This is a genomic window from Bacillus cereus, assembly GCF_002561295.1.
In the GTDB taxonomy this organism is placed as follows: Bacteria; Bacillota; Bacilli; order Bacillales; family Bacillaceae_G; genus Bacillus_A; species Bacillus_A cereus_S.
Genome location: NZ_NTUG01000003.1, coordinates 57,688 through 72,795, shown reverse-complemented (window position 1 = coordinate 72,795; position 15,108 = coordinate 57,688). Strand labels below are relative to the sequence as shown.

The window sequence follows — 15,108 nt, the reverse complement described above, 5'->3', positions numbered from 1 at the left end:
TTAAATGGTACAATTATCCATGCAGCTGCTATTATGAATTGCAAGAAAAATAATGAGGGAGAGAGTGAAGAATGGGTGAACAGGTAGAACGCTATGTCGAAAATTATGTCGTAAACAAGAAAACTATGGCTTTACTTCCAGTTATTTTAGGTGAAAAGCGTATTGTAACACGAGTAGTTGAAGTAGAAGACTCTTTTTTTATGTATCAAAAACCTCTTGATATTGTAGAACAAAGTTGTCGCAAGCACGGATCTAGTTTTTTAGGTAGAAAAGACGGCACAAAAGAGTTGACGCGTATTACGCACAAAGCACCCATTGCGATTAGCCCGACAGATCAGCTTTATTTTTTTCCTACGTATTCTTATTCTAGAAAGGAATGTGCGTGGTTGTCGCACTTTCATATTGCAAATAATAAAGAACTAGCAGATGGAAATTTAATCATTCGATTCATTAATGGCCTTGCAGTGAAATTAGAAATATCCAAAAACAGTTTTGAGAATCAGCAAAATCGAACCGCAAAACTACGGACAGAATATGAGGATCGTAAAAATAAACAAGGAACAATTCAGTTTAAGCAGGTTGATAAAGAAGATGAATCAGCGCTAAAGCCTGCCTATGAAAAAGCGTATGTTGTGAAAGAAGAGGACGAAAAGGAATAGTAATTTATAAGTAAAGAGGATGGGATAACCATCCTTTTTATATTTCTCAATATGTAAAAACGTGTCAAATATTGATAGATTATCATACAATGATAATGAAGGATTTCTACATAAAAGTATGGAACATTAATAAATACATCTCCATATGTCGTATCTACCATTTCCTCTTTCGAATGAGCAATGATAAAGTATAGGGATAGGAATATAGCAAAGGGGTAAATCGTAGAATGGATTTTCAAACAATCAAAGAATATTTTTCAGCGGAAAATATGAATCAACTTGTAGAAAGTTATCGGGCATTTGGACCGCTCCTTGGTATTGGCCTGCCGATGGTGGAGGCAATTATCCCAGCATTACCACTTATTGTGTTTGTGATGGCGAATGCAGTTGCTTTCGGGTTATGGTTTGGTTTCTTGTATTCATGGATTGGATCGGTTCTTGGGGCATTAATTGTATTTTCGGTAATTCGTCGTTTCGGAAGGACTCGATTCTTCTCGTTTGTGAATAAGCATCCGAAAGTGCGCAAAGCGATGGGATGGATTGAACGGAAAGGATTTGCACCTATTTTTATCTTATTTTGTTTTCCTTTTACGCCGTCTGCACTCATTAATGTTGTGGCGGGCTTATCCCGCATTAGCAGAAAGCAATTTGTGTTAGCGCTAGCGCTTGGAAAGTTAGTCATGGTTTTTATTTTAAGTTATATCGGTTCTGATTTAACTTCTTTTATCTATAAGCCAGTGAAAACAATTATTGTACTAGGTGTCATTTTTATTTTATGGTATGTCGGTAAAAAAATTGAAGTAAAGCTAGAACTACATTAAGACGAGTCTTCACTGTAAGTAAAGCTCCATTATAGAAAAGGGTGAGGGGATCCGCCGATGAAGCGAACTTTGAAAAAAGAAAGCTTAGAATGGATGAGAACCATCTTTATAGGCGTGCTATTAGCTGTTTTTTTTCGAACGTTTTTCTTCTCCACGTATGTTGTAGAGGGGAAGTCAATGATGCCGACGCTTCAAGATGGGAATATGCTTGTGGTAAATAAGGTGAGCTATCAAGTTGGGGATTTGAACCGATTTGATGTTGTGGTGTTTCATGCGAATAAAAAAGAAGACTATGTAAAGCGCGTTATCGGTTTACCAGGTGACCATATTGAATATAAGCATGATAAATTGTATATAAACGGTCAATTTATTGACGAGCCTTATTTGGAAACGTATAAGAGGCAAGCGGAAGGTCGGCAGTTGACAGGTGACTTTAAATTAGAAGAATTAACAAGAGAAAAGACTGTTCCAAAGGGGTATATTTTTGTAATTGGTGATAATCGTCTCGGTAGCTGGGACAGTAGACACTTTGGCTTCGTAAAAGCAGATACTGTTGTCGGGAAAGTGGATTTACGATATTGGCCAATTCATGAAGTGCAAACGAATTTTTCAAAAGGATAATGAGGTGAAGAGGCAAACAAAATAATCTTTGTTTGTCTTTTTGTTGTGGGTGGAAAAGGGTTTTCCAACAAATACAACAAAAACGGGGAGCCTGCTAGCTCCTATTTTTTTGTGTTATAATACAAGGATGATATCAAACTAACGTTCGTTATGTAAGAGAAAGGTGGGGATTACATGTCGCTTCGATTTGTGATCGGACGGGCTGGAAGTGGAAAAAGTACGTTTTGTTTACATGAAGTACAAGAAGAATTAAAGCAGCGTCCAAGAGGCGAAACCATTTTATATCTTGTACCGGAACAAATGACGTTCCAAACGCAGCAAGCTTTAATAGGAAATGAAGAAGTTAGCGGCTCTATCAGGGCGCAAGTGTTTAGTTTTTCAAGGTTAGCATGGAAGGTTCTGCAAGAGGTTGGTGGCATGAGTCGTCTTCATATTGATGAGGCCGGTGTACATATGCTATTGCGTAAAATTGTAGAGGCGCGTAAGGAAGGATTATATGTGTTTCAAAAAGCAGCGGAACAAAATAGCTTTTTTGAACATTTAGGAAGCATGATTGCCGAGTTTAAGCGTTACAATGTAACACCATCGAATGTATATGAGATGTGGCAACAGTTAGATGCTCACTCAAGCGGTGATGAGCAAAAGTTGTTAGCAAATAAAATATATGACCTTCAGCTTTTATATGATGATTTTGAACGAGCTTTAATTGGTAAATATTTAGATTCTGAAGATTACCTGCAGTTGCTTGTCGAAAAACTTCCGCAGTCTGATTATGTAAAAGGTGCGGAAATTTATATAGATGGATTTCATTCGTTTTCGCCGCAGGAATTAGAAATTATAAGGCAACTTATGATTTATGGAGCGAGAATAACAGTTACGTTAACGGTAGATGAAAAAACGTTAGCACAGCCGGTAAGTGAACTAGATTTGTTTTATCAAACAGTCCTTACGTATGAAAAAGTGAAACAGTTAGCACGTGAAGAGAAAATCGCGGTTGAAAATACGATTCCGATGAGAGAACAACCGCGTTTTCATTCACCAGCACTCGCACATCTAGAGGCGGAGTTTGAATCTCGTCCTTCTAAGAAGTTTCAAAGTGAACCAGATATTACATTATATACAGCGGCAAACTTGCGAGCAGAAGCGGAAGGAGTAGCACGTGAAATTCGCAGACTTGTTGCGGAAGAGGGATATCGCTACCGAGATGTTGCGGTTCTTCTTCGTAATGGAGAAAGCTATTATGATGTTATGAAAACGTTGTTTACGGACTATGATATTCCGCACTTTGTTGATGAGAAGCGCCCGATGTCACATCATCCACTCATTGAATGTATTCGTTCTGCGCTAGAAGTCATTAGTGGAAATTGGCGTTATGACGCGGTATTCCGCTGCATAAAAACGGAACTCTTATATCCGTTAGATGTAAGAAAAGAATCTATGCGCGAAGAAATGGATGAGTTTGAAAACTACTGTTTAGCGTATGGTGTACAAGGAAAGAGATGGACGGCAGATGAACCGTGGACATATCGTCGTTATCGTTCGTTAGATGGGGCGGGGACGCAAACAGATAGTGAACGTGAAATGGAAGAAAAAATCAACCGTCTTCGTGATGTAGTGCGAACACCGATTATTCGTTTGCAAAAGCGTTTTAAACGTGCAACTTCAGTCATGCAAATGTGTGAAGCTATGTATTTATTTTTAGAAGAGTTAGAAGTTCCTAAAAAACTGGAAGATTTACGTATGCGTGCTGAAGCAGAGGGGAATTTCTTATTCGCAAGTGACCATGATCAAGTTTGGGAAGAGGTAATGAATCTTCTTGATACATTTGTAGAAATGCTGGGCGAGGAAAAGATGTCCCGTGCCATGTTTATCGATGTAATCACAACTGGGCTTGAGGCACTTCAATTTGCAAATATCCCTCCATCTTTAGATCAAGTGCTAATTGCAAATATTGATCGAACAAGGATATCAAATGTTCGTGCGGCGTTTGTAATTGGTGCGAATGAAGGGATTATTCCAGCAGCGCCTTCAGATGAAGGGATGTTATCAGATGAAGAAAGAGAATCTCTCGCTACAGCTGGTGTAGAATTGGCGCCAACAACGAGGCAGACTTTATTAGAAGAACAATTTGTTATTTATCAAACGGTAACTCGTGCATCTGAGAAGTTATATATTTCTTGTCCGCTTGCGGATGAGGAAGGAAAGTCGTTACTTTCATCTAGTTTTATTAAGAAAGTGAAAAGAATGTTTCCTTCTGTCAAAGAAGTCTTCATAACGAATGATGTGAATGATTTATCTCGCCAGGCGCAAATTTCGTACGTAGCAACGCCAGAAGTTACGTTGTCGTATGTAACGCAGCAACTTCAAAACTGGAAGCGATACGGTTTTGAAGGGAATCTTGATTTTTGGTGGGATGTATACAATTTCTATGTGACTTCACCCGATTGGCAGCAAAAAAGTAGCCGTGTGTTATCTAGTTTATTTTATCGAAATCGTGCGCAGAAACTTAGCCCAGTTGTAAGTAGAGATTTATACGGAGATAAAATTAAAGGAAGCGTCTCTCGTATGGAATTATTTAATCGCTGTGCGTATGCTCATTTTGCGCAGCACGGATTATCGCTAAGAGAGCGTGACATTTTCAAATTAGATGCACCTGATATTGGGGAACTATTCCATGCGGCATTAAAGAAAATTGCTGACAAGTTACTGAGGGAAAATCGTACTTGGGCTGATTTATCAATAAAAGAGTGTGAGCATCTTGCGGCGGTGGTAATTGAAGAAATCGCACCGCTATTGCAGAGACAAATTTTATTAAGTTCAAATCGAAATCACTATTTAAAACAAAAACTGCAACAAATCATTTTCCGTACATCGCTAATCCTTCGTGAACATGCGAAGTCAAGTGGATTCGTACCAGTTGATTTAGAGGTTCCATTTGGCATGGGCGGGACAGGTTCACTTCCGCCAATGGAGTTTACACTCGCAAACGGTGTGAAAATGGAAGTGGTTGGACGCATTGACCGCGTGGATAAAGCAGAAGATGAAAATGGCACGTTCCTTCGTATTATTGACTATAAATCGAGTACAAAAGCGCTAGATTTAACGGAAGTGTACTACGGTTTAGCGCTTCAAATGTTAACATATTTAGACGTTGTCATTTCAAATGCAAATACGTGGATGAAAAAGGATCAAACGGCATCACCCGCTGGCGTTTTATATTTCCATATTCATAATCCAATTGTGGAAATGAAAGGCGATGCTTCAGAAGAAGAGATTGAAAAGGAAATTTTAAAGAAATTTAAAATGAAAGGTCTCGTGTTAGGAGATGCGGATGTTGTTCGTTTAATGGACAATAAGCTAAGTACGGGAAGTTCAGACATTATTTCTGCCGGTCTGAAAAAAGATGGTAGTTTTAGTGCACGTTCTAGCATTGCAAGTGAACAAGAGTTTACAACCTTACAGCAATATGTACATCATACATTTGAAAACATCGGGAAAGACATTACAGAAGGTGTCATTGATATCGCACCTTATAAAAAGGGGAATAAAGCTGCTTGTACGTTTTGTAATTTCCGCTCTGTTTGTCAATTTGATGAATCGCTTGAAGATAATAAGTTCCGCACGTTAAAAGATATGAAAGATAGTGAAGCGATGGAGAAAATAAGAGAGGAGGTTGGCGGCGAATGATAGAGAATTGGCCACAAAAGCCAGAAGGTAGTCAATGGACAGATGATCAATGGAAGGCTGTTGTCAGAGATGGTCGTGATATTTTAGTTGCGGCGGCAGCTGGGTCAGGAAAGACAGCTGTGCTTGTAGAAAGAATGATTCGTAAAATTATTAATGCTGACAATCCAGTAGATGTAGATCGTTTGCTAGTCGTAACATTTACAAATGCAGCGGCGCAAGAGATGAAAAACCGAATTGGTGAAGCGTTAGAAAAGGTATTAATTGATGAACCAGGATCACAGCACATTCGGAAGCAACTTAGTTTGTTAAATAAAGCATCGATTTCAACGATTCACTCGTTCTGTTTACAAGTGATTCGAACATACTACTATATGCTCGACGTTGATCCGCGTTTTCGCATCGCGAACCAGACGGAAAATGAGTTATTAAAAGAAGAAGTATTAGATGACATATTAGAAGAGGAATATGGACTTGAAGGAAATGATATTTTCTTTGAACTCGTTGATCGTTATACGAGTGACCGAAGTGATGATGACTTGCAGCGTATGATTTTAGCGCTTCATACAGAATCAAGAGCGCATCCAGACCCAGAGAAATGGCTGGATAAACTTGTTGAAGCGTATGATGTGGAAGGGAAATCAATTGAGGATTTAACGTATGCGTCTTATTTATTAGAAGATGTGAAGTTTCAGCTGGAAACGGCTGAAAAACATGTTCAAAAAGCAATTGAACTTGCGATGCTTCCAGATGGACCAGCGCCTCGCATTGAAACGTTGCAGGCAGATCTTGTTTTACTTGGAACGTTATCTCATGCAGCTCGTAAGTCTTGGACAAGTGTATATGAAGCGATGCAAAATGTTTCGTGGCAAACGTTAAAGCGCATTAAGAAGAGCGACTACAATGAAGAGGTTGTCAAACAAGTCGATTCACTTCGAAATAAAGCAAAAGATGAAGTGAAGAAGTTACAAGAAGAGCTATTTAGCCGAAAACCAGAAAGTTTTTTACGTGATTTCAAGGAAATGCATCCTGTACTAGAGAAGCTTGTTCAAATTGTAAAAGTATTTACGGAGCGTTTCCAAACGATTAAGCGCGATAAAGGAATGGTTGATTTCACAGATTTAGAGCATTTTTGCTTGCAAATTTTAAGTGAACGTACAGAAAATGGTGAATTGCGACCATCACCAGTTGCAATGCAATATCGCAATAAATTTGCTGAAGTACTTGTTGATGAATATCAAGATACAAACTTTGTACAGGAGTCGATTATTAAGTTTGTAACGAAAGACTCTGAACAAGAAGGAAATCTGTTTATGGTTGGTGACGTAAAGCAATCTATTTATCGATTCCGACTAGCAGAACCGGGCCTTTTCCTAGGTAAATATAAACGTTTTACACCTGAAGGAATAGATGGCGGTATGAAGATTGATTTAGCGAAAAACTTCCGTAGTCGTCATGAAGTGCTAGCAGGTACGAACTTTGTTTTTAAACAAATTATGGGCGAAACGGTCGGGGAAATCGATTACGATGCCGATGCGGAACTAAAGCTTGGAGCGAGTTATCCAGAAGGAGAAGATGTAGCGGCTGAACTTTTATGTATTCATCAATCTGAGGGCGAAGAATCGGCAGAGGGAGAAGACGGTGTCGAAGTAGAAAAAGCACAGCTAGAAGCACGCTTAATGGCGCAAAGAATTAAGGCGATGGTGGATTCAGGTTATGCAGTATATGACCGTAAAACAGATGAAATGCGCCCGGTGAAATATCGTGATTTTGTTATTTTACTGCGCTCGATGCCGTGGGCTCCGCAAATTATGGAAGAGTTAAAGTTGCAAGGTATTCCTGTATACGCTGAACTTGCGACGGGTTATTTTGAAGCAACTGAAGTGACTGTTATGATGAATGTGTTTCGCGTCATTGATAATCCGATGCAAGATATCCCGCTTGCAGCTGTACTTCGTTCTCCAATTGTTGGATTAAACGATGAGGAACTTGCGATGCTTCGTGCTCATGAAAAGAAAGGTTCGTTTTATGAAGTACTGCGTTCTTTCTTACGAGGAGCACCACTTGAGGAAGAGGCAGAATTACACTGGAAACTGCAGTGGTTTTATAACCTTCTGCAAGGGTGGCGCGAGTTTGCACGCCAGCAGTCTCTATCTGATTTAATTTGGAAAGTGTATCGTGAGACAGGCTACTATGACTTTGTTGGTGGTCTTCCAGCAGGAAAGCAGCGCCAAGCAAACTTACGTGTATTATACGACCGCGCCCGGCAGTATGAGGCAACATCTTTCCGTGGTTTATTCCGTTTCCTTCGCTTTATTGAGCGTATTTTAGAGCGCGGGGATGATATGGGAACAGCGAGAGCACTCGGCGAACAAGAGGATGTTGTTCGGATTATGACGATTCATAAAAGTAAGGGACTCGAGTTCCCAGTCGTATTTGTAGCGGGGCTTGGGCGCCGTTTTAATACGCAAGATTTAATGAAACGATTTTTACTGCATAAAGATTTCGGTTTTGGATCACAGTTTATTGATCCTCGTAAACGAATTAAATATACGACGCTATCACAATTAGCCATTAAACGTAAAATGAAGATGGAACTCATTGCTGAAGAGATGCGCGTATTATATGTTGCTTTAACGCGTGCGAAAGAAAAATTGATTTTAATTGGTACGGTGAAAGATCAAGAGAAAGAAATGGAAAAGTGGCTTGATGCACGGGAACATACAGATTGGTTATTACCAGATTACGTTCGTGCGGGAGCATCTTGCTATTTAGATTGGATTGCGCCGTCATTATATAGGCATCGTGATAGTGAAATGCTTCTTGAACTTGGACAAGGAAATATACCAAGTGAAATTTATGGGTACGATGCGAGCTGGAAAGTGGAAGTTGTTGATGGTAGTACTTTACTTGCCCCTGAGCCAGTGCAAGAAGAGAAGCAAGAATTGTTAGAAGCGCTTCGTGAGAAAAGAGCAGTTCCGCTTGAAAGTGAACGAAAAGAAGAAGTGTATGCTCGTTTAACATGGGAATATGACCATAAAGATGCAACAGCACACCGAGCGAAGCAATCTGTTACGGAGATTAAGCGGAATTATCAGTCGGAAGATGGAAGTGATAATACTTTCATTAAAAAACTTCGTGCTCCTATAAAGACGCGTCCGCGTTTTATGGAGAAAAAGGGATTAACCTATGCTGAACGTGGGACAGCTGTCCATGCTGTCATGCAGCATGTGAATCTACAAAAACCGATTACAGCAGAAGTCATACAGGAACAAATTGCGGAAATGGTAAATAAAGAATTATTAACATTTGAGCAAGCAGAAGAAATTACGATCGATCGTATTGTAGCCTTTTTTGATACGGACCTTGGTAAACGTGTATTAGCTGCAAAAAGTGTAGAGCGTGAAGTGCCATTTACGATGATGCTTTCAGCAGAAGAGGCCTATCAAGATTGGCAAGGGCAGGGTAAAGAATCTGTACTTGTCCAAGGGGTTATTGATTGTATGATAGAAGAGGAAGATGGGATTGTATTAATTGATTTTAAAACAGATACAATTGAAGGCCGTTTCCCAGGTGGATACGATCAAGCGAGACCTATTTTAGAAGATCGATATAAAGTGCAGCTTTCATTGTATGCGAAAGCTTTGGAGAAAAGCTTACATCATCCTGTAAAAGAAACATATTTATACTTCTTTGATGGAGGCCACATGCTGCGTGTAGAAGATGAAAAATAAGCAAAAGAAGATAGTGAAGTAACAAACTGAAAGTGTCATAAAGAAAAAAGTAGGGGAGTTCCCCTACTTTTTTTCATGCTGTTCCAATCTGATCTTGATCTGCAACATCTGAATCAAATGTATTCGTTGCACTGACACCGTTAAATGTATTGACTACAAAACCAACATTTGATGCTCCTGACCCGTTATATGCTTTTGTATTTTCTTTTGGAGATACATTATAGAAGTCACCTAAGTTAAAAGAGCCATTACTATTTTGAACAACGAGGTTCCCGACAACAGAGGGCATATTATTCACCTACCTAAGCGCGTTTCTTTACCATTACTATATGATTCATTTGTTGAAAGGTTCATCTGTAATATATTGACGGATTTGAAGAATACGTGAATTACTAAATACATAGTCAACTGAGCCAATTTGAAAGCAAGCAGAATTTAATAAGGAACGAATCGTAACATCATCGACTTCAATAAAGGGACATTCATTTATAATATTCATTTTGACATCAGTTGACCGAGTGGGAATTGTGATTTCATCGTCTGTAAAGATTTCATATGCGTCGAAACTCCCCTCATTCTTAAAATAGTAAGGAATTTCACGATGTACAACGAGAGCTCGACTTTTTAATTCCATTTGGCTTGCATCACCAATTTGAAAAACACCCGCAATCCCCATAGAGATAACATTTGCTCGGTGAACAACGGAAATGTGTTGAAGCATAGAGAGCCCTCCCTTAACCTGGAGTAGTAGGCACATCAGTTACGAGAGGTACAAATGGACCTTCAGTAACTGATTCGAAAGGCGTATCGAGAATAGAAGAGAGAATTAAAAGATTCGCATCACCGATTAAAAAAAGCGCAGATGAAGATACCCCGTTCATTTTGATTTGTCCAACCTTTATTTCACGATTCACAACGGTCCAATTCATGTATACTTACTCCTTTCGGAAGTTGCCTGGTATGTGCTGAATAAAGGAAAGGAATGCTTTATCGATATCTTGTTTCATAGCTTGAATGATGACATCTTTCATATACTGAGGATTTGATGTAATGTCCTCATATGGCTGTACTTGTGATAAATAATAAGGAAGGCGATGTTCCATTTGTTTTTTTATATCGTCAATCATCATTTGTCGATACATATCATCGAGTGGTGTCCGCTCTTCTTGTTCGAAATGAAGAATCCTGCTATATGCTTCTTCATCTAAATAGCGATGCATTTCTTGTATAATATCTTGATAAAAATCAGGATTTGTTTGTGTTTCTGGATTTACTTTTAATGTTTCTGTATCTACTTGAAAATCTTCAATTTGTTGGCTATGCGCTCCGAACGGATTTAAGCCAATGTTTAATGTGCCGTTTAAGTTTTCCACTTTTAATTGATCGAATTTATATTCTACTTTTCCTATAGAAGAGGAAGGACGGCTTTTTAATTCATCAAGTTCTTCTGTTAGTTTCCGTACTTGTTCTTCTAATATATGAATGGTTTCTTGTTGTTTTTGCAGAGCTTGTTGAAATTGTTGTAAGTAAATATATACATCTTGATTCACTGTGTGAAGCCTCCTTTTTGAACAGGGAGGTGTATATCCATTTTGATTTGCTTTCCTATGAAGAGACCTGTACTCATTTTTTCTCTATGTTAAACGTGGCATTGACAGAGAAAGAATCTGACCATTTCTATGTAGGAGCGGATGCTTTCTCCCGTCTGAAAAAATAGTATTCTATCATTTATACATGCTTATGATAACAATCGTTTAAGAAGAACTCATCGTGGGTTTAATTGAAATAATTTGTCCTTTTGATTTTAATGGGCGAAGCGGCTCTGTAAATCCACCTGTATTGGAAAATTTAGATAACGCCTTAATGCTACCTGCGGTTCCAATTTGAAAAACAGATGATGTTGTAATGCTATCGATTTTGACGCTGTTAATGATAATACTCTGATGTACATAAAAGTTCATTCGTCAGTCGCCTCCTTTATCCCGCTATTTGCGGGCATTAAGCCCCCCACCTCAATATTCAGGGAGAAACGAGGAAGGTAGGTGAGGGATGAAAAAAACACTGATCAAAGTTTCATGTTATGTGGATCCAATTATAGCTTGATCAACGACGTCTGAATCGTTGACTGTCGTTGTATTTTGATAATTGTATACGGAAATGTTTTCACCAACATTAAAAGAACCAGCTCCTGCAAAAGCACGAGAGTAACTAATCGGTCTAATTGCAAATACATCTCCAATATGAAAAATACCACTCGATCCAATATTAACGATATGAATATGTCCAACCATTGCTGGCATAGCAAACACCTTTCATAAATGAAATTTTTCATGCTGTTAAAGGAACAATACATATTCTTTTCTATTATTGTATGGGCGTTTTTATTAAAATGTGTGTTCTTTTTAAAATAAAAGACACACACTTCATTGTGTGTGTTCGTCTATCATATAAGTTGGAACGAAATCTACCTCCAAAAGCCAAACAACATTTAAGAGCCTGTCCAGTTCTTGGCTACAATTCACTGTTTTTTGAGAAGTAATTCCATAGCGCTGCGCAAAATAGATCATTTTTTCACGTTTTTTTTCAATCGCTTGCTCAAACATAGAATCGGCTCCATCTCTTTTAAAATTTTTATGTATATATGTAGTACATATTATACAAAAATTCCATAAAAAAGAAATACCTTCGATAAAAAAAGTAAAAATTCTACATTTTATTTCAAAATAATATAAGGCGAGTCAAAAAAATAAAGAATTTTGTAAAAATTAAAAAGGATTAGCAGGGTTTTTTTGAAGGAATACGAATACAATTACAGTGTATGAGTTTTAGGATGGAGAGTGGAAAGTGTGCAATTTGTGACAGTGAAGAAGGAAGAAAAAGTATTTGTCGGGATTGTAGATGAGCAAGAAGAAAAGGTGCTGCATTTGAGAGAAGCACAAAGGCAAAAAGGTGAGAAGATTACAGTTCCGATTACAATGTTAGAATGTATTGAACAAGGAAATACCTTTATTGAAAAAGTAAAAGAAATCGTAAACTGGGCAAAAGAGAATGAAACAACGGCATATTATCCTTTGCAAGACATTAAAATATTAGCACCGATTCTAAGGCCGAGAAAGAATATTCTTTGCGTCGGAAAAAACTATCGTGATCATGCGATAGAGATGGGCGGGGAGGAATCTGTTCCGAAGGATATCATGATTTTTACAAAAGCGCCAACGACGGTTATTGGAAATGGGGAGAAAATCCACAGTCATCCACATGCGACGAATGAACTAGATTATGAAGGCGAGCTCGCAATTGTAATTGGAAAACGTGGAAAACAAATTGCGAAAGAGAAGGCACTTGAATATGTTTTCGGTTATACAATTGTAAATGACGTAACGGCTCGAGATATTCAAAGAAAACATAAACAATTTTTCTTAGGAAAAAGTTTTGATACATTTTGTCCAATGGGCCCATATTTAGTTCATAAGGCGGGAATTGAAAATCCAAACGAATTAAACATTGAAACAAAAGTGAACGGGGAAGTTCGTCAAACTTCAAATACTGCAAATATGATGTTTTCAATAGAAGATATTATTTCTATCGTAAGTAAAGGGATGACATTAGAGCCTGGGGACATTATTGCGACTGGAACACCAGCGGGAGTTGGAAAAGGATTTACGCCGCCTAAATTTTTGCATGCGGGTGATGAAATTACAATTACGGTGCAACATATTGGAACACTTCAAAATGAAGTTAAATAGTAATTTTTCTATTTGGCTCATCCCTATATTATTTGCACTTCATAATGCTGAGGAATATTATTTTTTTCCTGAAATGAAATATTTACAACCAATCCATATGGAAGAGAACATGTGGAAAAAGCAATACTTTTTTACGGCATTATGTGTCTTAACAGTTATTGTTGTATTTCTTGTATATGTTCATTCTATATGTAAAAAGAAAGTCACACTTTATATATTACTCGTTATACAAGCGATGATTTTTATGAATGGATGGCTTCATATAGCCTCGGCGATTGTATTAGAAAGATACGTTCTGGGATTGGTAACAGCAGTGATATTGATTCTACCTTTTTCCTTGTTTTGGTTTCGGGAAGGGATCAGAAGTGGTTGGTGGAAATTAAAACATGTGATTGCTTCTTGTGCAGTAGGGGTGTTGCTTCTATTTCCGGTTATCGTAAGTATATTATTTTTTTCGAAAATGATTGTTTCATAGAACAAGCTGCCTCTACGAGGCAGCTTGTTTACATTAAGATAATACCGCTTTAATTTTTTGGAATGCCCACTCTAAATCTTCTTCAGAGATTACAAGAGGTGGTGCAATGCGGATTACATTTTCATGTGTTTCTTTACATAAAAGACCAGCTTCTTTTAACTTTTCGCAATATGGACGAGCAGGCTCGTTCAATTCGATTCCGATAAATAATCCTTTGCCGCGAATTTCTGTAATCATAGGATTATCAATTTCATTTAATTGTCCTACTAATTTTTCTCCTAATTGAAGAGAACGCTCTGTTAATTTCTCATCTTGTAATACGTCAAGAGCTGCGATAGAAACAGCACATGCAAGTGGATTACCACCGAATGTAGAACCGTGAGAACCTGGCTCGAATACGCCTAAAATGTCGCGATTTGCAGCAACGCAAGAGATTGGGAATACACCGCCGCCAAGCGCTTTACCAAGTATGTACATGTCAGGAATTACGTTATCCCAATCACATGCAAATAGTTTACCTGTACGACCTAAACCAGTTTGGATTTCATCAGCTACAAATAAAACATTCTCTTCTTTACAAATATTATGTGCTTCTTTTAAGAATCCAGCTGGTGGAATGTTAATACCTGCTTCTCCTTGAATTGGCTCTAGAATAAATGCAGCTGTATTTGGTGTAATTGCAGCTTTTAATGCGTCTAAATCACCGTAAGGAATTACAACAATACCAGGAAGCATTGGTCCAAATCCGCGCTTATATTCTTCATTAGATGACATAGAAACAGCGCCCATTGTACGACCGTGGAAGTTATCTTCACAAACGATAATTTCAGCTCTATTTGCTTCTACTTTTTTCACATCATATGCCCAACGACGTGCAGTTTTGATAGCGGTTTCAACAGCTTCTGCACCTGTATTCATCGGAAGTACCATATCTTTATGTGTTAATTTCGCAACTTTTTCGTACCAAGGACCTAATTGATCGCTATGGAAAGCACGAGAAGTTAACGTAACACGGTTTGCTTGATCGATTAACGCATTAATAATTTTTGGATGGCGATGTCCTTGGTTTACCGCAGAATACGCACTTAGTAAGTCCATATAGCGATTGCCTTCAGGATCTTCTACCCAAACACCTTCTGCTTTAGAAATAACGATTGGAAGTGGATGATAGTTATGTGCACCGTATGTGTCTGTTAGTTCGATGATATCTTTTGTTTGAATCATGATTGTTCCCCCTTTTGTTATTACAAGAAGTTTATAAATTCTCTAAATATTATATCATTTAAATTGGAAAAAGCGAAACATTTCCTGAAAAGAAATGAACATGGTATCATATAGAGTGAAAAAGTGTGGAAAGAGGAGGTTGGG

The 15,108-nt window shown here is 38.1% G+C and carries 15 protein-coding genes; 7 read left to right on the top strand and 8 right to left on the bottom strand.

The window, feature by feature from the left end; genetic code table 11:
* Window positions 1-71 precede the first annotated feature (71 nt).
* The 5 genes from CN373_RS02345 to addA all read left to right on the top strand — a co-directional run bounded on the left by CN373_RS02345 (window position 72) and on the right by addA (window position 9,519).
* Window positions 72-659 (top strand): competence protein ComK, encoded by a 588-nt coding sequence (locus CN373_RS02345; RefSeq protein ID WP_000504478.1) that lies wholly within the window; start codon window positions 72-74, stop codon window positions 657-659.
* A gap of 227 nt (window positions 660-886) precedes the next feature.
* Window positions 887-1,480 carry a TVP38/TMEM64 family protein gene (locus tag CN373_RS02340; protein ID WP_000347511.1) on the top strand — a complete coding sequence of 198 codons (594 nt, stop codon included), beginning with the start codon at window positions 887-889 and terminating at the stop codon, window positions 1,478-1,480.
* 57 nt (window positions 1,481-1,537) lie between these two features.
* Window positions 1,538-2,101: a signal peptidase I gene (lepB, locus tag CN373_RS02335; RefSeq protein WP_000831626.1), complete on the top strand. Its 564-nt coding sequence runs from the start codon at window positions 1,538-1,540 to the stop codon at window positions 2,099-2,101.
* 174 nt (window positions 2,102-2,275) lie between these two features.
* Entirely contained in the window at window positions 2,276-5,788 is a 3,513-nt protein-coding gene (gene addB, locus CN373_RS02330) for a helicase-exonuclease AddAB subunit AddB (protein WP_098358748.1), read from the top strand.
* The gene (addA, locus tag CN373_RS02325) at window positions 5,785-9,519 is read left to right on the top strand and encodes a helicase-exonuclease AddAB subunit AddA (RefSeq protein WP_098358747.1); all 3,735 of its coding nucleotides are present in this window, start codon (window positions 5,785-5,787) and stop codon (window positions 9,517-9,519) included. The genes addB and addA overlap by 4 nt, the downstream gene beginning before the upstream one ends.
* Window positions 9,520-9,592: 73 nt before the next feature.
* Here addA and gerPF read toward each other — a convergent pair whose 3' ends face one another.
* The 7 genes from gerPF to CN373_RS02290 form a co-directional block, all read right to left on the bottom strand.
* Window positions 9,593-9,808: a spore germination protein GerPF gene (gene gerPF / locus CN373_RS02320; protein WP_001141566.1), complete on the bottom strand. Its 216-nt coding sequence runs from the start codon at window positions 9,806-9,808 to the stop codon at window positions 9,593-9,595.
* A gap of 45 nt (window positions 9,809-9,853) precedes the next feature.
* Window positions 9,854-10,240 carry a spore germination protein GerPE gene (locus CN373_RS02315; protein ID WP_098358746.1) on the bottom strand — a complete coding sequence of 129 codons (387 nt, stop codon included), beginning with the start codon at window positions 10,238-10,240 and terminating at the stop codon, window positions 9,854-9,856.
* A gap of 13 nt (window positions 10,241-10,253) precedes the next feature.
* Window positions 10,254-10,448 carry a hypothetical protein gene (locus CN373_RS02310; RefSeq protein WP_001104655.1) on the bottom strand — a complete coding sequence of 65 codons (195 nt, stop codon included), beginning with the start codon at window positions 10,446-10,448 and terminating at the stop codon, window positions 10,254-10,256.
* A gap of 6 nt (window positions 10,449-10,454) precedes the next feature.
* A complete protein-coding gene (locus CN373_RS02305) occupies window positions 10,455-11,069 on the bottom strand; it encodes a spore germination protein GerPC (protein WP_098358745.1) in 615 nt (204 codons plus the stop codon).
* Between the two features lie 204 nt (window positions 11,070-11,273).
* Entirely contained in the window at window positions 11,274-11,480 is a 207-nt protein-coding gene (locus CN373_RS02300) for a spore germination protein GerPB (RefSeq protein ID WP_001012503.1), read from the bottom strand.
* 117 nt (window positions 11,481-11,597) lie between these two features.
* Window positions 11,598-11,819, bottom strand: coding sequence for a spore germination protein (locus CN373_RS02295; protein WP_001111185.1), 222 nt, complete (start codon window positions 11,817-11,819; stop codon window positions 11,598-11,600).
* 123 nt (window positions 11,820-11,942) lie between these two features.
* Complete coding sequence (locus CN373_RS02290; protein ID WP_098358744.1) at window positions 11,943-12,122, bottom strand: aspartyl-phosphate phosphatase Spo0E family protein; 180 nt, start codon at window positions 12,120-12,122, stop codon at window positions 11,943-11,945.
* A 243-nt stretch (window positions 12,123-12,365) separates the two neighbouring features.
* Here CN373_RS02290 and CN373_RS02285 point away from each other — a divergent pair, with 243 nt between their 5' ends.
* Both CN373_RS02285 and CN373_RS02280 read left to right on the top strand, forming a co-directional pair.
* On the top strand, window positions 12,366-13,265 hold the full coding sequence (locus tag CN373_RS02285) for a fumarylacetoacetate hydrolase family protein (protein WP_001161061.1): 900 nt from the start codon (window positions 12,366-12,368) through the stop codon (window positions 13,263-13,265).
* Window positions 13,252-13,740 (top strand): HXXEE domain-containing protein, encoded by a 489-nt coding sequence (locus CN373_RS02280; RefSeq protein WP_240519101.1) that lies wholly within the window; start codon window positions 13,252-13,254, stop codon window positions 13,738-13,740. The genes CN373_RS02285 and CN373_RS02280 overlap by 14 nt, the downstream gene beginning before the upstream one ends.
* Window positions 13,741-13,773: 33 nt before the next feature.
* On the opposite strand, the gene rocD is transcribed toward CN373_RS02280, so the two are convergent.
* Window positions 13,774-14,964 carry an ornithine aminotransferase gene (gene rocD, locus CN373_RS02275; RefSeq protein WP_098358742.1) on the bottom strand — a complete coding sequence of 397 codons (1,191 nt, stop codon included), beginning with the start codon at window positions 14,962-14,964 and terminating at the stop codon, window positions 13,774-13,776.
* Window positions 14,965-15,108 lie beyond the last annotated feature (144 nt).